The organism is Actinomadura opuntiae (genome assembly GCF_030283205.1).
GTDB lineage: Bacteria > Actinomycetota > Actinomycetes > Streptosporangiales > Streptosporangiaceae > Spirillospora.
This window is the reverse complement of the sequence record NZ_JASNWF010000004.1, coordinates 180,018-201,523: the sequence shown is the minus strand read 5'-3', so window position 1 is coordinate 201,523 and position 21,506 is coordinate 180,018. Positions and strand designations below refer to the sequence as shown.

At 72.0% G+C, this 21,506-nt stretch carries 22 protein-coding genes; 11 read left to right on the top strand and 11 right to left on the bottom strand.

What is annotated here, in order from left to right; translation table 11 throughout:
• Positions 1-152: 152 nt before the first annotated feature.
• From QP089_RS09820 to QP089_RS09795, 6 genes are all read left to right on the top strand, one after another.
• Entirely contained in the window at positions 153-1,718 is a 1,566-nt protein-coding gene (locus tag QP089_RS09820) for an acyl-CoA synthetase (protein ID WP_285911106.1), read from the top strand.
• Positions 1,708-2,679: a Zn-ribbon domain-containing OB-fold protein gene (locus QP089_RS09815; protein WP_285911105.1), complete on the top strand. Its 972-nt coding sequence runs from the start codon at positions 1,708-1,710 to the stop codon at positions 2,677-2,679. Before QP089_RS09820 ends, QP089_RS09815 begins: the two co-directional genes overlap by 11 nt.
• Positions 2,679-3,719 (top strand): thiolase family protein, encoded by a 1,041-nt coding sequence (locus QP089_RS09810; protein WP_285911104.1) that lies wholly within the window; start codon positions 2,679-2,681, stop codon positions 3,717-3,719. The genes QP089_RS09815 and QP089_RS09810 overlap by 1 nt, the downstream gene beginning before the upstream one ends.
• Complete coding sequence (locus tag QP089_RS09805; RefSeq protein WP_285911103.1) at positions 3,712-4,869, top strand: thiolase family protein; 1,158 nt, start codon at positions 3,712-3,714, stop codon at positions 4,867-4,869. The genes QP089_RS09810 and QP089_RS09805 overlap by 8 nt, the downstream gene beginning before the upstream one ends.
• Before the next feature lie 64 nt (positions 4,870-4,933).
• On the top strand, positions 4,934-6,523 hold the full coding sequence (locus tag QP089_RS09800; protein ID WP_285911102.1) for an acyl-CoA synthetase: 1,590 nt from the start codon (positions 4,934-4,936) through the stop codon (positions 6,521-6,523).
• Between the two features lie 243 nt (positions 6,524-6,766).
• Entirely contained in the window at positions 6,767-7,237 is a 471-nt protein-coding gene (locus QP089_RS09795) for a MarR family winged helix-turn-helix transcriptional regulator (protein ID WP_285911101.1), read from the top strand.
• Here the strand turns inward: QP089_RS09795 and QP089_RS09790 are convergent.
• The 3 genes from QP089_RS09790 to QP089_RS09780 all read right to left on the bottom strand — a co-directional run bounded on the left by QP089_RS09790 (position 7,234) and on the right by QP089_RS09780 (position 10,849).
• Entirely contained in the window at positions 7,234-7,824 is a 591-nt protein-coding gene (locus QP089_RS09790) for a TetR/AcrR family transcriptional regulator (RefSeq protein WP_285911099.1), read from the bottom strand. The two genes, QP089_RS09795 and QP089_RS09790, sit on opposite strands and share 4 nt — an antisense overlap.
• 11 nt (positions 7,825-7,835) lie before the next feature.
• Positions 7,836-9,953 carry a YhgE/Pip domain-containing protein gene (locus QP089_RS09785; protein WP_285911097.1) on the bottom strand — a complete coding sequence of 706 codons (2,118 nt, stop codon included), beginning with the start codon at positions 9,951-9,953 and terminating at the stop codon, positions 7,836-7,838.
• An 86-nt stretch (positions 9,954-10,039) separates the two neighbouring features.
• Positions 10,040-10,849, bottom strand: a complete 810-nt coding sequence (locus tag QP089_RS09780) for an ATP-binding cassette domain-containing protein (RefSeq protein WP_285911096.1) — start codon at positions 10,847-10,849, stop codon at positions 10,040-10,042.
• Positions 10,850-11,054: 205 nt separating this feature from the next.
• Here QP089_RS09780 and QP089_RS09775 point away from each other — a divergent pair, with 205 nt between their 5' ends.
• A complete protein-coding gene (locus QP089_RS09775; protein WP_285911095.1) occupies positions 11,055-11,426 on the top strand; it encodes a DoxX family protein in 372 nt (123 codons plus the stop codon).
• A 41-nt stretch (positions 11,427-11,467) separates the two neighbouring features.
• On the opposite strand, the gene QP089_RS09770 is transcribed toward QP089_RS09775, so the two are convergent.
• From QP089_RS09770 to QP089_RS09735, 8 genes are all read right to left on the bottom strand, one after another.
• On the bottom strand, positions 11,468-12,271 hold the full coding sequence (locus tag QP089_RS09770; RefSeq protein ID WP_285911094.1) for a hypothetical protein: 804 nt from the start codon (positions 12,269-12,271) through the stop codon (positions 11,468-11,470).
• 92 nt (positions 12,272-12,363) lie between these two features.
• The gene (locus QP089_RS09765) at positions 12,364-13,140 is read right to left on the bottom strand and encodes a hypothetical protein (RefSeq protein ID WP_285911093.1); all 777 of its coding nucleotides are present in this window, start codon (positions 13,138-13,140) and stop codon (positions 12,364-12,366) included.
• Positions 13,141-13,223: 83 nt separating this feature from the next.
• Entirely contained in the window at positions 13,224-13,907 is a 684-nt protein-coding gene (locus QP089_RS09760; RefSeq protein ID WP_285911092.1) for a hypothetical protein, read from the bottom strand.
• Between the two features lie 533 nt (positions 13,908-14,440).
• Complete coding sequence (locus QP089_RS09755; RefSeq protein ID WP_285911091.1) at positions 14,441-15,205, bottom strand: TetR/AcrR family transcriptional regulator; 765 nt, start codon at positions 15,203-15,205, stop codon at positions 14,441-14,443.
• A 148-nt stretch (positions 15,206-15,353) separates the two neighbouring features.
• On the bottom strand, positions 15,354-16,511 hold the full coding sequence (locus tag QP089_RS09750) for a lipid-transfer protein (RefSeq protein WP_446474021.1): 1,158 nt from the start codon (positions 16,509-16,511) through the stop codon (positions 15,354-15,356).
• A 29-nt stretch (positions 16,512-16,540) separates the two neighbouring features.
• Positions 16,541-16,993 (bottom strand): Zn-ribbon domain-containing OB-fold protein, encoded by a 453-nt coding sequence (locus QP089_RS09745; RefSeq protein ID WP_285911089.1) that lies wholly within the window; start codon positions 16,991-16,993, stop codon positions 16,541-16,543.
• Positions 16,994-17,020: 27 nt separating this feature from the next.
• Positions 17,021-17,182 carry a hypothetical protein gene (locus QP089_RS09740; protein ID WP_285911088.1) on the bottom strand — a complete coding sequence of 54 codons (162 nt, stop codon included), beginning with the start codon at positions 17,180-17,182 and terminating at the stop codon, positions 17,021-17,023.
• A gap of 35 nt (positions 17,183-17,217) precedes the next feature.
• Positions 17,218-18,423 carry an RNA-guided endonuclease InsQ/TnpB family protein gene (locus tag QP089_RS09735; protein WP_285911087.1) on the bottom strand — a complete coding sequence of 402 codons (1,206 nt, stop codon included), beginning with the start codon at positions 18,421-18,423 and terminating at the stop codon, positions 17,218-17,220.
• A gap of 30 nt (positions 18,424-18,453) precedes the next feature.
• On the opposite strand from QP089_RS09735, the gene QP089_RS09730 reads away from it, so the two are divergent.
• The 4 genes from QP089_RS09730 (at position 18,454) to QP089_RS09715 (ending at position 21,448) form a co-directional block, all read left to right on the top strand.
• The gene (locus QP089_RS09730) at positions 18,454-19,227 is read left to right on the top strand and encodes a LysR substrate-binding domain-containing protein (protein WP_285911457.1); all 774 of its coding nucleotides are present in this window, start codon (positions 18,454-18,456) and stop codon (positions 19,225-19,227) included.
• 72 nt (positions 19,228-19,299) lie between these two features.
• Positions 19,300-20,067 carry an SDR family oxidoreductase gene (locus tag QP089_RS09725; protein WP_285911086.1) on the top strand — a complete coding sequence of 256 codons (768 nt, stop codon included), beginning with the start codon at positions 19,300-19,302 and terminating at the stop codon, positions 20,065-20,067.
• Between the two features lie 8 nt (positions 20,068-20,075).
• Positions 20,076-21,035 carry an LLM class F420-dependent oxidoreductase gene (locus QP089_RS09720; RefSeq protein ID WP_285911085.1) on the top strand — a complete coding sequence of 320 codons (960 nt, stop codon included), beginning with the start codon at positions 20,076-20,078 and terminating at the stop codon, positions 21,033-21,035.
• A 101-nt stretch (positions 21,036-21,136) separates the two neighbouring features.
• Positions 21,137-21,448: a Fe-S cluster assembly protein HesB gene (locus tag QP089_RS09715; RefSeq protein WP_285911084.1), complete on the top strand. Its 312-nt coding sequence runs from the start codon at positions 21,137-21,139 to the stop codon at positions 21,446-21,448.
• The last annotated feature ends 58 nt before the right edge of the window (positions 21,449-21,506 follow it).

Sequence of the window (21,506 nt, the reverse complement as noted above, 5' to 3'; positions counted from 1 at the left end):
GTCCTCCTGGAATGGGGCAAAACAAGAACAGATTCTAGTTAAGAGGGTGCGCTACCGGTAGGGCTTGCCCTGTAAAACGAGAACGTGATCTACTTTGCTCGCCGGGCGCCGCCGGCAGGCGGTGCCCACCGTGATCACGCAAGGGAGATCCGATGGGGTCGTTGGGCTTTTGGCGGTTGGCGCAGGCCGATCCCGGCTGGGTCGCCGCCGTCGATCCGGACGGCACGCAGTACTCCGCGGGCGATCTGCTGGCCCGCTCCAACCGTCTCGTCCACGGGCTCCGCGAGCTCGGCCTCAAGGACGGCGACGGCATCTGCGGGCTCGTCCCGAACGGCGTCGAGGGGCTCGTCCTCTATCTGGCGGCGCTCCAGGCGGGCTGGTACTACACGCCGATCAACTGGCATCTGACCGGTCCGGAGATCGGCTACATCGTCGCCGACAGCGAGGCCAAGGCGTTCGTCGTGCACGAGCGGTACGCCGCGGAGGGCGTGCGCGCCGCCGACGAGGCGGGGCTGGAGCCGCACCGGCGGTTCGGGTTCGGGAACGTCGAGGGCTTCCGGCCGTACGCCGAGCTGGTGGACGGGCAGCCGGACACGCTGCCCGACAACCGCAGCGCGGGCGCGACCATGCACTACACGTCCGGGACGACCGGACGGCCGAAGGGCGTCAGGCGGGCGCTGACCGGGCTCGACCCGGACGACAGCGCCGAGCTGATGACGTTCCTGCTGGCCCTGTTCGGGATGACGCCGGGACGGCCGGCGGGCGGCGAGCATCAGGCGCACCTGATCACCTCGCCGAACTACCACACCGCCGTCACCCAGTTCGGCGGGTCGGCGCTGCAGATGGGCCACACGCTCGTCTACATGGACAAGTGGGACGCCGAGGAGACGTTGAAGCTGATCCAGGAGCAGCGCGTCAGCAACACCCACATGGTCCCGACGCACTTCAAGCGGCTGCTCGCGCTGCCGGAGGACGTCCGGAGCAAGTACGACGTGTCGTCGATGAAGTGGGCGATCCACGCGGCGGCGCCGTGCCCGGTGCCGATCAAGCAGCAGATGCTCGACTGGTGGGGCGACTGCATCTGGGAGTACTACGCGGCCACCGAGGGCGGCGGCACGATCGCCAGCCCGCAGGACTGGCGCGCCCACCCCGGGACGGTCGGCAACGCCTGGCCGATCAGCGAGCTGCTCATCGTGGACGACGACGGCAACGAGGTCCCGACCGGGGAGCACGGCACCATCTACATGAAGATGGCCGGCGTCGAGTTCGAGTACAAGGGCGACAGGGAGAAGACGGAGAAGAACCGGCTCCGCGACTTCTTCACGGTCGGCGACATCGGCTACCTGACCGAGGACGGGTTCCTGTTCCTGTCCGACCGCAAGGCCGACATGATCATCTCCGGCGGGGCGAACATCTACCCGGCCGAGATCGAGAACGAGATCACCATGCATCCCAAGGTCGCGGACGTCGCGGTGTTCGGCATCCCCGACGACGAGTGGGGCGAGCAGATCAAGGCCGTGGTGGAGCCCGCCGAGGGCGCCGAGCCCGGGCCGGAGCTCGCCGAGGAGATCCTGAGGTCCCTCGAGGGCCGGCTGGCGAAGATGAAGTGGCCGAGGAGCATCGACTTCATCGAGACCATGCCGCGCGAGCCCAACGGCAAGCTGCTCAAGCGCAAGCTGCGGGACCCGTACTGGAAGGACCGCGACAGTGCCATCTGAGACCACGCAGCCGTCCGAGACCACGCAGCCGTCCGAGACTGCGGTCAACCACGTCGTCGGGTTCCCCGGCGGCTACACCCGCTCGGTCGGCCCGGTGATCGGGCGCTTCCTGAGCGAGCTGCGCGACGGCCGGATGGTCGGCGTCCGCACGTCCGGCGGCCGGGTGCTGGTCCCGCCGTCGGAGCACGACCCGGAGACCGGCGAGGACGTCACCGGCGAGTTCGTCGAGGTCGGCCCCGCCGGGACCGTGACGACCTGGTCGTGGGTGCCGAACCCGGCCAGGGAGCACCCGTTCGACCGCCCGTTCGCGTGGGCGCTGATCCGCCCCGACGGCGCCGACACCGCGCTGCTGCACGCGCTGGACGTCGGCGTCTTCGAGGCCGGCGCGAAGCCGCCGAAGTTCCTCAGGACCGGGATGCGGGTGCGGCCGAAGTACCGCGCGGAGCGGACCGGGACGATCGGCGACATCGAGTGCTTCCAGCCCGAGGTCACCATGATCAACCCGCAGGCGAGCCTGGAGTACCGGCTGCGGGGCGGCCGGGCGCTCGGCCGGTTCCTGGAGGGCGTCGCCGAGGGCCGCCTCATCGGGCAGCGGTGCCCGGTGTGCGAGAAGGTCATCGTGCCGATGAAGGGGTTCTGCCCGCGCGACGGCGTGGCGACCACCGAGGAGGTGGAGCTGCCCGACACCGGCACCGTCACCACCTTCGCGGTCAACAACATCCCCGACCCGCGCGCGCCCGAGGTGCCGTTCGTGTCCGGCTACGTCCTGCTGGACGGCGCGGGCCTGACGATGCTGACGCTGATCGCGGGCGTCCCGGCCGACCAGGTGCGGATGGGCATGCGGGTGAAGGCGGCGTGGCGGCCCCGCGAGGAGTGGGACCGGTCGATGGCCAACATCAAGTGGTTCGAGCCGATCGACGAGCCCGACGTCCCCTTCGAAGAGATCAAGGACTTCATGTAATGCGTGATGTCGCAGTCGTCGCGTTCGCACAGGGCCGCCACAGCGCCGAGGACCAGGGGATCGCCGAGACCGAGATGGTCCTGCCGGTGATCACCGAGCTCAAGGAGCGGACCGGGCTGTCGCGCTTCGGGTTCACCTGCTCGGGCTCGTGCGACTACCTGCAGGGCGCGCCGTTCGCGTTCGTGTCCGCGCTGGACACGGTGGGCGCGTGGCCGCCGATCTCCGAGAGCCACGTCGAGATGGACGGCGCGTGGGCGCTGTACGAGGCGTGGGTGAAGCTCCAGATCGGCCAGATCGACACCGCGCTGGTGTACGGGTTCGGCAAGTCGTCGCAGGGCGACCTGCGCGCGATCATGACCCAGCAGCTCGACCCGTACACGCTGGCGCCGCTCGGCGTCGACCAGGTGTCGATGGCCGCCATGCAGGCCCGCGCATACATGGAGAAGGCCGGCGTGAAGGAGGACGACCTGCGCGCGGTCGCCGCGCGGTCCCGGGCGTCCGGCCGCGACAACCCGTTCGCGCTGCACCTGCCGGACCCCGAAGGGGACGACTACGACGTGGCGCCCCTGCACCCCTACGACGTCGCGCCGATCACCGACGGCGCGGCGGCGATCGTCCTGGCGGCCGGCGACAAGGCGCGCGAGCTGTGCGAGCGGCCCGCGTGGATCACCGGGATCGACCACCGCACCGAGCCGCACGCCCTCGGCGTGCGCGACCTGACCCGCTCCGAGGCCGCCCGCATCGCGGGGGAGAAGGCCGGCGCGGCCGGGGTCGAGGTCGCGGAGCTGCACGCCCAGTTCAGCCACGAGGAGCTGATCCTGCGCGAGGCGCTCGGCCTGGGCGACGGCGTGACGGTCAACCCGTCCGGCGGGGCGCTGTCGGCGAACCCGGTGATGGCGGCGGGCCTCATCCGCATCGGCGAGGCCGCGTCCCGCATCCACGACGGGACGGCGTCCCGGGCGCTCGGGCACGCCGCGTCCGGCCCCTGCCTCCAGCAGAACCTGGTCTGCGTGATGTCGGGAGAGAAGAACAATGGCTAACCCCTGTGCGGTCATCGGCATCGGGCAGACCGAGTACAAGACCAAGCGGCTGGACGTGTCGATGGCCGGCCTGCTGCGCGAGGCGGCCCGCCGCGCCCTCGACGACGCCGGGCTGACCTGGAAGGACATCGACGCCGTCGTCGTCGGCAAGGCGCCCGACCTGTTCGAGGGCGTCGTGATGCCCGAGGTGTTCCTGGCGGACGCCCTCGGCGCGACCGGCAAACCGCTGATGCGGGTGCACACGGCCGGCTCGGTGGGCGGGTCCACGGCGATCGTCGCGGCGAACCTGATCCAGTCCGGCGTGCACGAGCGGGTCCTCACGATCGCGTGGGAGAAGCAGTCGGAGTCGAACGCGACGTGGGCGCTGACGGTGAACGGGCCGTTCACGACGTCCCTCGTCGTCGGGGCCGGCGGCTACTTCGCGCCGCACATCCGCGCCTACATGGCGCGGTCCGGGGCGCCCGACCACATCGGCACGCTCGTCGCGGTCAAGGACCGGCAGAACGCGCTGCGCAACCCGTACGCGCACCTGAAGATCCCCGGCATCTCCCGCGAGATGGTCGAGTCGACGCCGATGCTGTGGGAGCCGATCCGCTACCTGGAGACCTGCCCGTCGTCCGACGGCGCCTGCGCGATGGTGCTGGCGTCCGAGGACGCGGCGAGGAAGGCGCCCGGCAGGCCCGCGTGGGTGCACGGCACGTCGATGCGGTCGGAGCCGATGCAGTTCGCGGGCCGCGACAACGTCAGCCCGCAGGGCGGCAAGGACGCGGCGGCGGACGTGTACCGGCAGGCCGGCATCACCGACCCGCGCCGTGAGCTGGACTGCGCCGAGGTGTACGTCCCGTTCTCCTGGTACGAGCCGATGTGGCTGGAGAACCTCGGGTTCTGCGGCGACAACGAGGGCTGGAAGCTCACCGAGTCCGGCGCGACGGCGTTCGACGGGGACATCCCGTGGAACCCGTCGGGCGGCGTGCTGTCGTCCAACCCGATCGGCGCGTCCGGGATGATCCGGTTCGCGGAGGCGGCGCTGCAGGTCCGCGGGCAGGCCGGCGAGCACCAGGTGGACGGTGCGAGCCGCGCCCTCGGCCACGCCTACGGCGGCGGCGCCCAGTTCTTCGCGATGTGGGTCGTCGGCGCCGAGAAGCCGTAGGCTCCGCTCCCCCCTTTCCTGTCCGTGTTCCGTTAGGCGCGACCAGACCTCCGGAGGACGTCCGATGGAGTACAACCACGCTGACCTGTTCGAAGGAGTCGCGGACGCGATCGGGGACCGCGTCGCGGTGGTCTGCGGCGACCGGCGGCTCACCTACGCCGAGCTGGACGAGCACGCCAACCGGCTCGCCCACCATCTGGCGTCGGCGGGCGTGCGGCCCGGGCAGCACGTCGCGATGCAGCTGTACAACGGCGTCGAGTACGCCGCGGCGCTGCTGGCGGCGCTGAAGATCCGGGCCGTGCCGATCAACGTCAACTACCGGTACGTGGAGAGCGAGCTGCTCTACATCTACAAGGACTCCGACAGCGTCGCGCTGCTGTACGACGTGGAGTTCGAGGACCGGGTGGCCGCCACCGTCCCGGACGCGCCGAAGCTGACGCACCTGGTCGCCGTGGGGGGCGCGCCGTCGATCGACGGCGCCGTCCCCTACGACGAGGCGCTCGCGGCGCAGCCGGGGACGCGCGGCTTCCCGGCCCGCTCGGCCGACGACACCTACATCATCTACACCGGCGGGACCACGGGGATGCCGAAGGGCGTCATGTGGTCGACCGAGCAGATGCTGCTGGCGTTCTGGAACCCGACGTTCCCGCGTCCGCAGAAGCCGGAGGACGTCGTCGACCTGGCCCGGGGCGGCGGGCCGATGATCATGATGCCGATCGCGCCGCTGATGCACGGCGCCGCGCAGATGGCCACGTGGATCGCCTGGTTCATGGGCGCCACGCTCGTCTACGCGCGCAAGTTCGACGCGGCGGAGATCTGGCGGACGATCGAGCGGGAGAAGGTCAACTCGCTGACGATCACCGGGGACGCGATGGCGATCCCGATGGCGGAGGAGCTGGCGCGCGGCGGGTACGACACCTCGTCGCTGCTGGCGTTCGTGTCGACGGGCGCGATCCTGACCGGGACGGTCCGCGACCGGATCCAGAAGCTGCTGCCGAACACGATGATCCTGGACCGGTTCGGGTCGACGGAGTCGGGTTCGACGGCGGAGGCGACGGCGGCCTCGACTCCGGAGAAGGGCCTGAAGTTCGCGCCGGACGTGGAGAACGTGACGGTCCTGGACGACGCGCTCCAGCCGGTGAAGCCGGGGTCCGGCGTGATCGGGCAGGTCGCGCGCACGGGCCACATCGCGCACGGCTACTACAACGACCCGGAGAAGACCGCCAGGACGTTCCCCCTGGTCGACGGGAGGCGCTGGCTGCTGACCGGCGACATCGCCACCGTGGAGGAGGACGGGACGATCGCCGTCTACGGGCGGGGATCGCAGGCCATCAACACCGGCGGGGAGAAGGTGTTCCCGGAGGAGGTCGAGGCCGTCCTCAAGGGGCATCCGGGCGTGTACGACGCCGTGGTCACCAGCGTGCCGGACGAGCGGTGGGGCAACCGGGTCGCGGCGGTGATCCAGCCGTCGGGCGGGCGCCCGACCGCCGAGGAGCTGGACGCGCACTGCCGCAAGGAGCTGTCGGGCTACAAGGTGCCGCGGGTGTACGCGTTCGTCCCGGAGATGAAGCGGTCGCCGGCCGGGAAGGCGGACTACCGCTGGGCGAAGCAGGTCGCCCGAGACGCGGAGGCCGGAGACGCGGAGGCCGGATAGCGGTCGGCCCCGAACCTTCGTGGGATCCGGGGCCAGGAGCGGACCGCCTGTTTAGTGGTCCTAACAAAACCCATCGTAGTGCCGCTCCGTTTATGCCCCGGATCGCCGGAGGTGTCTCGTTCGCCACAGCGGCCCGCCCGCCCCGGGCTGGTCTGTTCCGTCACCGAACCAGTAGGCTCTCCCATGGAGAGTCGCTCTGGATCTGAGTCTCTCTATTGTGGAGAAACAGGCGAGAGGTGGGGCGTGTCGATCCCGGACCGCGAGCGGATGATGGCGGAACTGCAGCAGGGGATGCAGCGCTCCACGATGTTCACCGTGCTGCTGCACCACGCGACCGCGAGCAAGGCGGGGATGAACGTCACCGACGCCCAGTGCGTCAACGCGCTCACCCTCGACGGCCCGCAGACCCCCGGCCGGCTCGCCGAGCTGATGGGCATCACCACCGGCGGCGCCATCACCGCCGTGATCGACCGGCTGGAGAAGGCCGGCTACGTCAAGCGCACCCGCGACCCCGACGACCGCCGCCGCGTGATCGTCGAACTCGTCCCGGAGAACGTCGCCCGGTTCGGGCAGTACTTCGAGCCCATCGCCCGCGTCTTCTACGAGCGCCTCGGGTCCTTCAGCGACGAGCAGATCGCCTTCCTGCTCGACTGGATCCGCGGCAACAACGCCGCGATGCCCGGCGTGATCGAGCAGGTCCGGAACCTCCCCTAGGCCGTCAGGCGGCCGCGCAGGAGGGCCATCAGGGTGGCGTGGACGTCGGTGAAGGGGCGGTCCGGGTCGAGCGCGCGCCAGTCGAGCGCGACCGTCAGCACCATGCCGAACACCGCGGACGCGGCGGTGCCGGTGTCGAGATCGGCGCGCAGGTCGCCCGCCTCGACGGCGGCGCGCAGCACGCCGGCGACGACCCCGATGGCGCGTTCCCGGATGAGCCGGGCGGTGTGCTGCCAGTCGCCGCCCGACCGCCACGTCTCGGCGATCAGCAGCCGCGCGAACGACTCGTGCTCGCCGATGAACGCCAGCTCCGCGCGGACCACGGCCTCCAGCGCGTCCAGCGGCGGGCGGCCGGAAGCGGCGTCGCGCAGCGCGGTGGCGAGCCGGTCCACCCCGTACTCCAGCAGCGCCGCGAACAGCGCCGACTTGCTGCCGAAGTTGTAGTAGACGGTGCCCTTGGCGACGCCGGCGCGCTCGGCGATCTGGTCGACGGTGGTGGCGGCCAGCCCGCTCTCGGCGATCAGCTCGATCGCCGCGGTGAACAGCTTCTCCCGGGTCGCGCTGCGCGCCACGTCCCTGCCTCCCACGGTCGGGCCTCCTAGAGCTCCAGCGCCGGGTGCAGGCGCTTCATGGTCCACACCCGGTTGTGCCGGACGGCCAGGGCGGTGAGCGCGAGCCCGCCGGCCAGGAACGCGACCAGCACCGCACAACCCTGCCACACCGAGGTCAGGTCGCCGCCGCCGATCAGGTGCCGGACGGCGTCGACCACCCACGGCATCGGCAGCCACGGCCGGATCGCCTGGAAGAAGCCGGGGCTGGTCTCGATCGGGTAGGTGCCGGCGGCGGAGGTGAGCTGGAGCATCAGCAGCGCCAGCGCGATGATGCGGCCGATCGGCCCGAACCGGGCGTTCACCCACTGGATCACGGCGAGGAACGCGGCGGACGCCAGCACCAGGAAGCCGGCGAGCCCGGCCCAGTGCTCGGCGCGCAGCCCGAGCGCGACGTGCAGGACGGCCAGCACGACGCAGGCCTGCGCGGCGCCGACCAGCGCGGCGGGCAGCCAGCCGGCGAGCGCGACGCGGCGGCCGGGCGCGGTGCCCGCGAGCGCGCGCGGGTTCAGCGGCCGCAGCAGCATGTAGATGATCATCCCGCCGACCCACAGCGACAGCGGCACGAAGAACGGCGCGAAGCCGGTGCCGTAGTTCGGCGCCTTGTTGTCGGTGGAGCTGGCCAGCCGCACCGGGTTGCTCATCATGTCGTCGCGCGCGTTGCGCTCGCCGTCGGAGTAGGAGGGGATCTGCGCGACGCCCTCGCCGAGGCCGCGGGCGAGCTGCCGGTTGCCGTCGGCGATCTGCGCGAGGGCCGTCTCCAGCGTCACCGCGCCGCCGGACAGCCGCCCGAGCCCGTCCCGCAACCGCCCCGCGCCGCCCGATAGCGTGCCGAGACCGTTCGTGAGCTGGGACGATCCGGACAGCAGCTGTCCGGCGCCCGCGTTGACCTGCTTCGTCCCGGCGTTGAGGCGGTCGACGTCGCGGCGCGCCCTGTCGACCTTCGCGGCGAGCGCCGGCGCGTCCTCGGCGAGCTTCCGGGCGGCGGTCTCGACGGTCCGGGCGTCGGCGGCGACCTTGCGCAGGTCGCCGGTGTGGTCGCGGATGTAGCCGTCGACCTGCCGGGCGACGGCCACGACCTGGGCGGCGGCCCGCGTGAGGTCCTGCCGGACGTTCGCCGGCACCTCCGGGTGCGCGGCGAGATAGGCCTTCAGCTCGGTCTGCGCCTTCTCGGCCTGCTTCACGGCGGCGCCGGTCTGCGCGGGGAGCCGTCCGGCGCCGTCGGCGAGGACGTCCGCGCCCCGCGCGACCAGCAGCGCCGCCTGCTTGATCTCGGGCGCGCGGTCGCGCAGCAGCGGGACGACGGTGTCGCCGGCCCTGTCGACGGTGGTGGTCAGCTTCTGCATCCCGGCCGCGACCTGCCCGGTGCCGTCGTGCAGGTCGTCCAGCCCGGAGGTGAGCCGCCCGCTGCCCGAGCGGGCCTCGTCGATGCCGCCCTTGAGCTTCCCGGCCCCGGCCTTGGCGTCGCCCGCGCCCTTCGCGAGCCTGCCGGCGCCGTCGTGCGCCTGCCCGGACCCGTCGGCGAGCTTGCCCGCGCCGTCGGCGGCCTTGCCGAGCTTCGAGTGGAGCTTGTCGAACGACAGGAAGATCTGGTCGAGGTAGCCGCGCACGGCGTTCCCGCTCGCGGCGGCGCTGATCTCTTTGAACGCGGCCTGCGCGAGCGTCCCCACGACGTAGTTGTTCGCGTCGTTCAACTGGAGCCGCAGCCCCGCCGCCGTCGGCGTCCCGTTCCCGGACGGCGAGGCGATGCGGGCGCTGAAGTCCGCCGGGATCGTCAGCGACATGTAGTACTTCCCGGACCGCACGCCCTGCGCGGCCTTCCCCGCCGAGACCGTCTTCCAGTCGAAGACCTGCCGCTTCTTCAGTTCGCGGGCGAGGTCGGCGCCCGCGTGGACCGTCCTGCCGTCCGCCTTGGCGGGCCTGTCCTGGACGACGAGCGCCACCGGCACGTGCCGCAGCCGGGCGTACGGATCCCAGAACGACCACAGGTAGAGACCGGCATACAGCAGCGGCAGCAGCACCAGCCCGGCCAGCGCGATGCGGGTCAGCCGGTTCCGGGCGAACCGGCGCAGTTCCAGACCGCCCGGCGTCAACGCGGGAAGCCTCATCGGGGGGATCTCCTGTGTCTGAAGGCGCGTGGGTAGGGCAGGTGCGTGAGCGGGGGCAGGTGCGTGGGCTAGGGCAGGTGTGTGGGTTAGGGCAGGTGGACGACGGTCTGGGCGATGCCCATGGCCGGGGCGGGGTCGTGGCAGGCGGCGACGACGGTGACGCCGGAATCGGCGATGGCGCGCAGCCGCCGCCAGAGCGCGCGCTGCCGGGCGGCGGGCAGGCCCTCGTCGACGTCGTCGAGCAGGAGGAGGCGGGGCTTGCCGACGAGCGCGAGCGCCGCGCCCAGCAGCCGCGCCTCGTCGGGGTCGAGGTCCTCGGCGAGCGTGCGGGGATCGACGTCCAGGCCCACGCGGTCGAGGGCGGCGCGCGTCCGGGCGGCGCGCCCGCGGAACCGGCCGAGGACGCCCTCGTGGAGCGCGAGCGCCTCCCGAACGTGCTCCCGGACGGTCAGCGCCGGATCGAGGCCGGTCACCCCGCTGACGATCCCGAGCGCCGCGATCCGCTGCACCGCGCGCAGATCGTCCAGCGGGACCCCGCCGATCGTGCCGGTGCCCCCGGCCGGCTTCATGCGGCCGCCGAGGGTCAGCAGCAGCGCGGTGCGCCCGGATCCGGCGATCCCGCTCACCGCCGCGAGGCCGCCGGCCGGCACGTCCAGGTCCACGTCGCGGAACACCCATCCGCGGGTGCCGCGCAGCGAGAGCCCCCGCGTCCGGACGGCGGCGGCCCCGGCGTTCCGGGTGCCATCGCCGCCTCCCGCGACGCGGCCGGCTCCGGTGGCGCGGCCGCGTCCGGCTCCGGGAAGGCCCCCGCCCGCCCCGGAGCCGCCGGCGGGTCCAGAGACGGCCGCGGCGGTCCCCCCGGCCGCGGCGACCGCCCCTGGAGTCTCGGATGTCATCGGTGCCTCCCCGCGCCATTTGCACTGACCGGTCAGTACAAAGATAGCCCGGGGCGGAAACCACGCACACCCGCTGAAACGGTGACATCAGACACGTGACCGCTGCGCCCCTGGTCACACGGATATCGGGTGGTGACCTCGGTCACACCGGTGGATCGGCGCCCGGCTCTATTGGACGGCTCGTCTGGTCTGCCAGACTTCGGGCATGACCGACCCGTCGCGCGCGACGCGCCGCCTCGTCGCCCTCATGGCCGGGATGGGCGCCGCCCACATGATCGCGCCGAAGCCCTTCGACGCGATCGTCCCGAAGCGGCTCCCCGGCAGCCCCCGGACGTGGACCTACCTCAGCGGCGTCGCCGAACTCGCGTGCGCCGCCGCCGTCGCCTACCCGCGCACCCGCCGCGCCGGCGCCCTCGCCACCGCCGGGCTCATGGCGGCGGTCTTCCCCGCGAACGTCAAGATGGCCTACGACTGGCGCGACAAGCCCCTGCCGCTTCGCGCCGCCGCCTACGGCCGCCTCCCCTTCCAGGCGCCCCTCATCGCCTGGGCCGTGCACGTGTCCCGCAACGCGGACTGAGCGGGCCGGTCCGCGCCGTGCGGAGCGGACCGGCCTCCGTGTCAGGACGCGTTCGCCATCTCGGCGTACGTCTTGGTCTTCGTGTACGAGTCGAAGATCGCGGTGTTGTTGCCCGCAGGGGACGGCAGGCCCGCGCGGAAGTCGGCGATCCCGTTGAGGATGCCGTTCCAGCCGCAGCCCGACGACTTCGGCACCGCGAACGCGTTGTCGACCGGGGTGGAGGCGATGACGCCGTCGCCGGCGTCGTGCGGCCCGGTGCCGGTGATCGGCTTGTTCGGCGGCGGCGGGTCGGTGGTGGTGTAGGTCAGGTTCAGCACGATCGGGTCCGTGTCGCTGCCGATGTAGCAGGTGTCGCCGAGCAGCGGGTTGATCGTCTTGATCTTGAGCTTGAGCCGCAGCGCGACCGCGCCCTCGGGGGCCAGCTCCGGATCGGCGGCCAACTGCGGCTGCGCGCTGATCTGCAGCAGCGGGATGAAGTCCGAGCCGTCGATGCCGAGCACGCCGCCCTTCACCCGCTGCGGCTCGGCCCGCATCGGGCCGAACACCGCCCACTGCTCCAGGGTGACCGGGTCGTAGCCGTTCGCCCAGGTCATCTTGATCGGCTGGGTGATCGTCTGGTCGATGGACCCGATCTTCAGCTCCCCGCCGCCGATCACCGTCACGCTGCACATCGAGAAGGTCGGGTCGTATCCGGCCGGCAGCTGGTCGGCGGTCGGGCAGTCGTTGAAGTCCAGGCCGGGCGGGACGTCCTGCGCGCTGGCCGGCCGGGTCAGACCGGTGACGGCCAGGGCGGCGAGGCCCGCGCCGAGCGCCGCGGCGGTCAGCCGCCTGAAGGGTGCTCTCATCGTGTCAACTCCATGGGGGTGAGGGGGGCCCGCGCCCCCGCGGCGGGGAGGGGCGGCGCGGGCCGGTCGCGGCGCGGCGGTCGCGCGCCGGGCTAGGGAAGCTCGGTGTAGGTCTTGTAGGCGACGTACTGATTGAAGATCGCCGTGTTGTGCCCGGCGGCCGAGGGCAGCCCGGCGTACAGGTCGACGGCCCAGTTCTCGACGCCGAGGTCCAGCCCGCAGCCGTCGGCCTTCGGCACCGCGAAGGCGTTGTCGACGACGGTGGTCTTCAGCACGGTCGGGTTCGTGCCGACGACCTCGGGCGGCGTACCGGAGATCGGGGTGTTCGGCGGCGGCGGGTTCGTCGTGCCGGGCGTGAGGTGCAGCGCGATCGGGTTCGCGTTGGACCCGATGTAGCACCGGCTTCCGAGCAGCGGGTTCTGCACGTTGACCTTGAGGTTCAGGTTCAGCGTGCCGCCGTCGGTGTTGAGGCCGCCGGCGTACTGCGGCTGGGCGTAGATGGCCGTGACGAACGGGTCGCCGAACAGCCCCGGCTGCACCTGGAACCGGCTCGCCTTGAACGAGCCGAAGATCGTGTACTCCTCCAGGGTGACGGGGTCGAAGCCGGTGGTGTAGGTGAGCGTGATCGGGGAGGAGATCGTCTCCTTGATGGAGCCGAGCTGCATCGTCCCGCCGGTGGTGACGGCGACGTTGCACTGCGCGTACGCCGGGTCGGCACCGGAGGGCAGGGCCGGGCAGGCGGAGAAGTCGAAGGACGGCAGGGTGCCGGCGGACGCGGCGGGGCCGGTGGCGAGCCCGCCGAGCAGGCCGCCGGTGACGGCGAGGGAGGCGGCGCCGGCCTGGAGCCGGCGGCGGAGGGAGAGGCGCATGGGTGCTCCGGGCGAAGGGGGTGGGACGGGCCGTGGGAGCACGGCCCGTCCCGTGGGGTGGGGAGGGGGTCAGGGGGACGGGATCACGGGCCGAGCGTCAGGTCGGCGCCGCCCGGGCTGGTGAGGATCTGGAAGTTGCCGTTGGCCGAGGCCGAGGCCGGGCACCTGCTGTCGCCGGAGATGAACTGCAGGGCCTGGCCCGCCAGCTTGCCCTGCCCGTGCGGGTTGGACGGGACGGGCTTGTTGGCGTTGGTCGGGTTGTACACGTTGATGGTCAGCGGCGTGGAGGTCGTCAGGCCGTAGTGGCACTCCATGCTGGAGATGCCCCAGGCGGGCAGGGTGAGGACGGCCTTGACGTCCACCGAGGGGTTCGGCGCGTTGATCGTGATCGTGCCGTCGCGGTTACCGGCGTGCGAGGAGTCGTAGTCGACGTGGCCGCCGGTGTAGGGCAGGTTGAGCGCGGTGACCGTGGTGGTGCCGCCGCGGTTGTTGGTGCAGCCGGTCAGCGACACGCTGTTGAGCTGCCCGCCGGTGCCGTCGGACTTGGTGTAGGCGCCGAGCGACGCGCTGGTGCAGGTGTTGATGATCGAGCCCAGGCTGCTGAGCCCGGACAGCGTCACGTTGCCGAGGTTGGTGGCGGCCACGTTGCCGGTGTAGGGGGCACCGCCGGAGGTGATGGTGCCGGACGCGAGGGCGGAGCCGGCCAGGCCGATGAGCAGCGCGGTCGAGCCGACGAGCGGAATGGCGATGGTGCCGAGCTTTCTCATGCTGTCTCTTTCAGGGTGGGAGACGCGGGAGCACGGCGTCCGCACGGCCTGGGCCCGGGACCGCGCCGTGGACGCCGCGGCAACCCGGACGGAATCATGAATGACGGCGTTCATCAAGAGGGGGGCCATTCCGCGGCGGCCCTCGACCGGGTTTCAGCTTTCGGGTTATGGCGCCGGTCGATGTCCGAATATGACCGACGCTCCGGTGTGATAGCGGTCACGCTGCGTGGAGCCGGCGGGCGAACGCGCAGGACGTGGGATGACCGGGTGGCCGCACCGGATCTGACTGGCCGGTCATTCCGGTTCCCGGCCGGGCTGGCCGTATCCGGCCACGGGTTTCCCCGACCGTCCCGGCGACCGCTGGCATCGCGGGCTTCAACTGGACCAATGGGCCCCCCGCGGCGTTGCGGGCGGGTCCTGTGGCGGCTCTCACCCCGCGCACCGGACGCTAATGAAAAACGGCGGCGTTTCCCAAATGTGCGCGCCCGCTGCCAACTCCCCGCGAGCCGCGGGAATGGCCGCCGCCCGCGGCCCTACTCGCCCCGGGACGAACGCGACTCCAGCCCGGCCGATTCGGGTTCGCGGGACGGGGCGTCCGGCCCCCAGCGCTCAGGGTCCGGCACCGCGAACGTGTGGAGCAGGCCGTCGCGCAGTTCGGGAAGGCTTTCGGTCTCGCCGCGCGCGATCCGCGAGTACGCGACCTGGTAGATCCCGCCCACGATGGTCTCCGCCATCAGCTCCGGATTCGGGTAGTGCGGGAAGAGCTCGTGCATGTTGTCCGTCACGACCTGCGCGAACGCCGCGAGGGCCCGGTCGCGGCGCTCGGCCGCGAGCGGTCCCGCCGACATCGACTCCACGATGCACATCCGCGCCGCGCGCGGGTTTTCGGACAGGTATCCCAGCAGCGCGCCGAGGCTCGCCCGGACGCGCCCGGTCGCGTCGGGCTGGCCCTGATAGGCCTCCACGACGCGGTCCATCATCTGCTCGACGACGACGTCGCTGGCCCGCAGAAAGGCATCGTCCTTGTTCTTGAAATGGACATAGAACGTCGCCCGTGAAACGCCCGCGTGCGCGATTATGGAATCGACGGTCAGGCCGCGGTATCCCAGCGTCCCGGCGATTTCCACGACGGCGGCGAGAATGCGCGCGACCTGGTGCCCGGCGACGTAGTCGCGCGACAGCCGGTGCCGGCCGGAGGGAAGCCGCCGCCGCTCCCCGCCGCCGTCGTCCATCGCCACCCCCGCGCTCGCCGTCCGGCCGGTCGTCCACGGGCGGCTCCCCGCCGGTGGAACGCCCACCGGCGGATCGTCTCATGCCGGGCGCCGCGCGCCCAGAGACGGCCGTGCGCCCAGAGACGGCCGTGCCCGGAGACCACCACAGGCCCGAAGCCCACCGCGCCCCCGGGAGACCACCGCAGGCCCGGAGTCCGGCGCGCGGCCGGGGCCGTCAGCGGACCGCGATCATCGCCGAGCCGTGGCCGAAGAGCCCCTGGTTGACCGCGATGCCCGCGCGGGCGCCCTCGACCTGGCGGCCTTCGGCCTGCCCGCGCAGCTGCCAGGTCATCTCGCAGACCTGGGCGATCGCCTGCGCCGGGATCGCCTCGCCGAAGCTGGCGAGCCCGCCGCTGGGGTTCACCGGGATCCGGCCGCCGAGCGCGGTCGCGCCGGAGCGCAGCAGCTCCTCGGCGCCGCCGACCTCGCACAGCCCGATGTCCTCGTACCAGTCGAGCTCCAGGGCCGTGGACAGGTCGTACACCTCGGCGAGCGACAGCTCGTCCGGGCCGATGCCGGCCTCCTCGTAGGCGGCGTGCGCGATCGCGGCGCGGAACGGGCGGTCCGGCTCGGGCACCGCGAGGGCCGAGTCCGTGGCGAAGTCGGGCAGGTCGACGACGGTCTTGGGGAACGTCGGCGTCACCGTCGACAGCCCGGACAGGCGCACCGGGTCGGCGATGCCGTGCCTGCGCGCGAACTCCACCGAGGTCAGCACCAGCGCGGCGCCGCCGTCGCTGGTCGCGCAGATGTCCAGCAGCCGCAGCGGGTCGGCGACGACGGCGGACTCGCGGACGTCCTCCAGCGTCACCTCCTTGCGGTACCGGGCGTTGGGGTTGGCGAGCCCGTGCCGGGCGTTCTTCACCTTGACGGCGGCGAAGTCGTCCAGCGTCGCGCCGTGAATCTCCATCCGGCGGCGCGCGTACAGCGCGAAGTAGATCGGGTTGGTGGCGCCGAGGAGCCGGAACCGCAGCCAGTCCGGGTCGTCCGGGCGGTCGCCGCCGACCGGCTTGAAGAAGCCCTTCGGCGCCGCGTCCGCGCCCACGACCAGCGCCACGTCGCACAGCCCCGCGAGGATCTGCGCGCGCGCCGACGCGATCGCCTGCGCGCCGGACGCGCAGGCCGCGTAGCAGCTGGACACCCGCGCCCCGTTCCAACCGAGCGCCTGCGCGAACGTCGCGCCCGAGACGAACCCCGGGTAGCCGTTGCGGATGGTGTCGGCGCCCGCCACGTACTGGACGTCCGGCCAGGTCAGTCCGGCGTCGGCCAGCGCGGCGCGGGCCGCGGCGAGGCCGTACTCCACGAAGTTGCGCCCCCACTTGCCCCACGGGTGCATGCCCGCGCCGAGGACGGCGATGTCGCGACTCACTTGACCGGCCTCCACATCCAGACGGTGTACTCGGCCTCGTCGTCCTCGTACAGGACGCCCTCGGTGAGCTCGACCTCCATGCCGATCCTCAGGTCGTCGACGGTGCAGCCGGGCGCGACCTGGCCGAGCACGACCATCTTCTCGGCGTCCAGCTCGACGGCCGCGACGGTGTAGGGGACGAACGGGTCGGGCGAGACGTACGGGGCCGGCGGCTTGTAGCGCGCGTCGGCGTACGACCAGACGCGCCCGCGCGCGGACAGCGCGTACTCGGCCAGCTCCGAGCCGTCCTTCGGGCCGGTGCAGCGGGGGTTCCGGCAGGCCAGCTCGTTGCGCGGGAAGTAGGGGGTCCCGCAGGACGAGCAGCGCGTGCCGAGCAGCCGCACGTCCCCGTCCTCGGCGGTGAACCAGCCTTCGACGGCCGGAAGGCGTTTCTTGGCGGTGGTGGTCACGCGCGCAGGTTAACAACCAAGCGTCTGTTAGAAAGAGCGGTGTCCCACCCAGCGGGCAGACGTGATCCCGGCGGCGGCCAGCAGCGCGACGCCCAGCAGGACCAGGACGTACAGGCCGGTGCCGGTCCAGTGGCCGCGCTCGTAGGCGACGCCGCCGGCGGTGCCGCCGATGCTGCTGCCCGGCGCCACGCGTGCAGCACAGCGACTTGGCTTCCTCCATCCGCCTAACGGCGAGAGAGTTCAGCGGTCGCCCGCTGGATTTCCTGCTTCGTTGCCGTCTGCCTGCCAGACTTGCGTCGTTTAGGTCTTACGTCGGCTCCACAGGCCGCAACCGCCAGCCCGGCGGCCAGAATGTTCTTCGCGGCGTTGACGTCGCGGTCGTGGACCACGCCGCATCGGCATTCCCATTCCCTCACGTCGAGGGGCATCGCCTCGGTGCTGGTGCCGCAACGCGAGCATGTCTTGGAGGATGGGAACCACCGGTCGGTCACGATGAGTTCGCGGCCGTACCAGTCGGCCTTGTACTCCAGCATCGTCCGCAGATCTCGCCATGCCGCGTCCGAGATCGCGCGGGCCAACGAGTGGTTCTTGACCATGTTGCGGACGTTCAAGTCCTCGATCACGACCGTTTGGTTCTCACGGACGAGCCGAGTCGACAGCTTGTGCAGGAAGTCCCGCCGCTGGTCGGTGATCCGGGCGTGGATACGGGCAACCTTGCGGCGGGCTTTGTTCTGGTTCGCTGAGCCCTTGACCTTTCGGGCCAGGTCCTTCTGTGCCCTGGCGAGCCGTTCCCGGTTGCGGCGCTCGTGCCGGGGGTTGGTGACTTTTTCCCCGGTGGAGAGGGTCACCAGCGAGGTGATTCCCGCGTCCACGCCCACTGCCCGGTCGACCGGGTCCAGCCGGGCTATGGTGTCGGCGCACAGGATTGACACGAACCAGCGGCCCGCGCCATCACGTGACACCGTCACTGTGGAGGGCGTCGTTCCTACAGGGAGTGGACGCGACCACACGATGTCCAGCGGCTCCGACATCTTCGCCAGCGTCAACGCTCCATCGCGCCAGCGGAAGGCGCTACTCGTGTACTCCGCCGACGCCCGCGACTTCCTCTTCGATTTGAACCGTGGGTACCTGGCGCGTCCGGCGAAGAAGTTGGTGAACGCGGTCTGCAAGTGCCGCAGCGCCTGCTGTAACGGCACACTCGACACTTCGGCGAGGAACGCTAAGTCGTCGGTCTTCTTCCACGCGGTGAGTGCGGCCGAGGACTGCACGTAGGAGACGCGGCGCTGTTCGGTGTACCAGGCGCGAGTGCGTTCCTCCAGTGCCTTGTTGTACACGAGGCGCACGCACCCGAGTGTGCGGGCGAGCTCTGCTGCTTGCTCGTCCGTGGGATAGAAGCGGTACTTGAATGCCCGCTTCGTCTGCCGCGCCACAGCTCACAGCCTAACGGATTCGCAGTGAGCATGTCCGGTCCGCTGTTCGACCGCGTCGGGCGCGGCGTCGCGCTCAGCCGGTACGGGCGGGTGTTCGCCGAGCACGCGCGGCGGCTCGTCGCCGAGGAGGAGGCGGCGCGGCGCGCGCTCGCGCAGGCCGCCGACCCCGGGCGCGGCGAGGTGTCGCTGGCGTTCCTGCACACCCAGGGGCCGTCGTTCGTCCCCGGCCTGATCCGCCGGTACCGCGGCGACCACCCCGGCGTGACGTTCCGGCTCAGCCAGGACCGGTCCGAGCGCGTCGCCGCGATGGTGCTCGACGGCCGCGCCGACCTCGCGATCACCAGCCCGCGCCCGGCGGACCCGGCGCTGGTCTGGCGCCCGCTCGTCACCGAGCGGCTCCAGCTCGCCGTGCCGGCCGACCACCGGCTGGCGTCGCGCCGTCGCGCCCGGGTACGGGACGTGCTGGACGAGCCGTTCGTTGCGTTCCAGGAGGGGACGGGCCTGCGGGCGGTGACCGAGGAGCTGTTCGGCCTGTGCGGGGCCCGGCCGCGGATCGCGTTCGAGGGGGAGGAGACCGCGACCGTCCGGGGGCTGGTCGCGGCGGGGCTCGGCGTCGCGATCGTGGCGCCGCCGCCGGCGGGCGAGGAGGTCCCGGGCGTCCGGCACCTCACCCTCGCCGACCCCGGCGGGGTGCGGACGATCGGCCTGGTCTGGGCGCCCGAGCGCACCCGCCCGCCCGTCGTCGAGGGCTTCCGCGCGTTCGTGCTGGAGCGCGGCGGCGAGCTGGACGGGGCAGCTAACTGACTCGTCAGTCACTTGGGCTAGAGTGACCGAGTCGGATTCTGTATGAAGGGTCAGCCGAGAAGGGAAACGCGGATGCGGACTGGACTTCAGGGGAAGACGGCCCTGGTCACCGGGGCGTCCCGGGGCATCGGCAAGGCGATCGCCGCCGCGCTCGCCGCCGAGGGCGCCAACGTCGTCATCTCCTCCCGCAAGCAGGAGTCGCTGGACGAGGTGGCCAAGGAGATCCGCGCCGCCAGCCCGGACGCCGGCGTGCTGGCCAAGGCCGCCCACGTCGGGCACGCCGACGAGGCCGCCGCCTGCGTGGACGCCGCCGTCGCCGAGTTCGGCGGCCTGGACATCCTGGTCAACAACGCCGGCACCAACCCCTACTTCGGCCCGATGGCCGACATCGAGCCCGCCGCCGCGGCCAAGACCGTCGAGATCAACCAGTTCGCGATCGTCCAGTGGACGCAGCTGGCCTGGCGCGCGTCGCTGCAGGAGCGCGGGGGCGCGATCATCAACATCGCGTCCGTCGGCGGTCTGTCCACCGAACACGGCATCGGCTACTACAACGCCACCAAGGCCGCGGTGATCCACCTCAGCCGGCAGTTCGCGATGGAGCTGGCGCCGAAGGTGCGCGTCAACTGCATCGCCCCCGGCCTGGTCAAGACGCACCTCGCCCGCGCCCTGTGGGAGAACAACGAGGAGCAGATCGGCAAGCACATGCCGCTCGGCCGCATCGGCGAGCCCGAGGACATCGCCCACGCCGCGGTGTTCCTGGCCGGCGACACCGCGTCCTGGATGACCGGGCAGACCCTCGTCATCGACGGCGGCTCCACCATCCGCGCCTCGATCGCCTGAGGAGAGACATGTCGCGCTGGGGACTGACCATTCCGCTGACCGGCGTCCCGCTGGCCGAGCACCGCGAGATCGTCGCGGGCCTGTCCGACCTCGGGTACACCGACGCCTGGTCCGCCGAGACCAACGGCACCGACGCGTTCACCCCGCTCGCCCTGGCGTCCCAGTGGGACCCGGGGCTGCGCCTCGGCCCGGCGATCGTGCCGGTCTACACCCGCGGGCCCGCGCTGCTGGCCTCGCACGCCGCCACCCTCGCCGACCTCGCGCCCGGACGGTTCGTCCTCGGCATCGGCACCTCGTCCGACACGATCGTCGAGCGCTGGAACGGCATCCCGTTCACCGAGCCCTACAAGCGCACCCGCGACACCCTGCGGTTCCTGCGCAAGGCGCTGGCCGGCGAGAAGGTCAAGGAGGAGTACGAGACCTTCTCGGTCAAGGGCTTCAAGCTGGAGAACGCGCCCGCGACGCCGCCGCCGATCGTGCTGGCCGCGCTGCGCCCCGGCATGCTGCGGCTCGCCGCCCGCGAGGCCGACGGCGCGATCACCAACTGGCTCGCGCCCAAGGACGTGCGGACGGTCCGCGGCGAGCTGGGCGACGACCCCGAACTGATCGCCCGGCTGTTCGTCTGCCCGACCGAGAACGCCGAGGAGGCCCGCGGGATTGCCCGCTGGATGATCGCCGCGTACATGAACGTGCCGGTGTACCGGGCGTTCCACCAGTGGCTCGGCCGCGGCGAGGCGCTGCGCCCGATGAACGAGGCGTGGGCCGCGGGGGACCGCAAGAAGGCGCTGGAGGTCATCCCGGACGAGGTCGTCGACGACCTGATCGTGCACGGGTCGCCGGAGGCGTGCCGCGCGCGGATCCGCGAGTACGTCGACAACGGGCTCACCACGCCCGTGCTGGCGATCGTCCCGGGCGGCGGGCTGTCGCCGGCCGAGGCCGTGCGGGCCCTCGCGCCCGACGCCGGCTGAGAATCCGGTCACTCTCCGCGTCGGAAAGTTCGCCCGCCGTGATGGTTTACCGCACCTCGCAGCGGGGAGGGTGGGGCAGACCCCCATCCGAAACGAACACCATGAGACGTGAGGAGCTGATCGTGCTCACGCTGACCAGCGGTGCCGTCCAGGTCATCAATACCGTGACCGCGAATCCGGAGCTTCCGCCGGACACCGGCATCCGCATCGAGTCCGGGCTCGACGGCTCGGACGCGCTGCGGCTCTCGGTGGCGCCCGCGCCCGAGGCCGGCGACCAGGTCGTCGAGGAGTCGGGCGCCAAGGTCTACCTGGAGCCGAGCGTCGCCCAGCTGCTGGACGACAAGACCCTCGACGCCCAGGTCGACCCGCAGGGCGACGTGGCCTTCACCATCGCCGAGGGGACCGCGACGTGACATGACCGGCCCGCCCCGCGGGGCCGGGCCCGACATGAGGGGCCGGGGCGCCGATCCG

What these genes read in the sequence shown, in the direction of transcription:
- QP089_RS09720 (WP_285911085.1), top strand. Translation starts at nt 20,076, where the DNA reads ATGTCGCGCTGGGGACTGACCATTCCGCTGACCGGCGTCCCGCTGGCC.
- QP089_RS09770 (WP_285911094.1), bottom strand. Translation starts at nt 12,271, where the DNA reads ATGAGAGCACCCTTCAGGCGGCTGACCGCCGCGGCGCTCGGCGCGGGC.
- QP089_RS09810 (WP_285911104.1), top strand. Translation starts at nt 2,679, where the DNA reads ATGCGTGATGTCGCAGTCGTCGCGTTCGCACAGGGCCGCCACAGCGCC.
- QP089_RS09805 (WP_285911103.1), top strand. Translation starts at nt 3,712, where the DNA reads ATGGCTAACCCCTGTGCGGTCATCGGCATCGGGCAGACCGAGTACAAG.
- QP089_RS09785 (WP_285911097.1), bottom strand. Translation starts at nt 9,953, where the DNA reads ATGAGGCTTCCCGCGTTGACGCCGGGCGGTCTGGAACTGCGCCGGTTC.
- QP089_RS09725 (WP_285911086.1), top strand. Translation starts at nt 19,300, where the DNA reads ATGCGGACTGGACTTCAGGGGAAGACGGCCCTGGTCACCGGGGCGTCC.
- QP089_RS09715 (WP_285911084.1), top strand. Translation starts at nt 21,137, where the DNA reads ATGAGACGTGAGGAGCTGATCGTGCTCACGCTGACCAGCGGTGCCGTC.
- QP089_RS09730 (WP_285911457.1), top strand. Translation starts at nt 18,454, where the DNA reads ATGTCCGGTCCGCTGTTCGACCGCGTCGGGCGCGGCGTCGCGCTCAGC.
- QP089_RS09775 (WP_285911095.1), top strand. Translation starts at nt 11,055, where the DNA reads ATGACCGACCCGTCGCGCGCGACGCGCCGCCTCGTCGCCCTCATGGCC.
- QP089_RS09760 (WP_285911092.1), bottom strand. Translation starts at nt 13,907, where the DNA reads ATGAGAAAGCTCGGCACCATCGCCATTCCGCTCGTCGGCTCGACCGCG.
- QP089_RS09800 (WP_285911102.1), top strand. Translation starts at nt 4,934, where the DNA reads ATGGAGTACAACCACGCTGACCTGTTCGAAGGAGTCGCGGACGCGATC.
- QP089_RS09750 (WP_446474021.1), bottom strand. Translation starts at nt 16,511, where the DNA reads ATGCACCCGTGGGGCAAGTGGGGGCGCAACTTCGTGGAGTACGGCCTC.
- QP089_RS09780 (WP_285911096.1), bottom strand. Translation starts at nt 10,849, where the DNA reads ATGACATCCGAGACTCCAGGGGCGGTCGCCGCGGCCGGGGGGACCGCC.
- QP089_RS09820 (WP_285911106.1), top strand. Translation starts at nt 153, where the DNA reads ATGGGGTCGTTGGGCTTTTGGCGGTTGGCGCAGGCCGATCCCGGCTGG.
- QP089_RS09765 (WP_285911093.1), bottom strand. Translation starts at nt 13,140, where the DNA reads ATGCGCCTCTCCCTCCGCCGCCGGCTCCAGGCCGGCGCCGCCTCCCTC.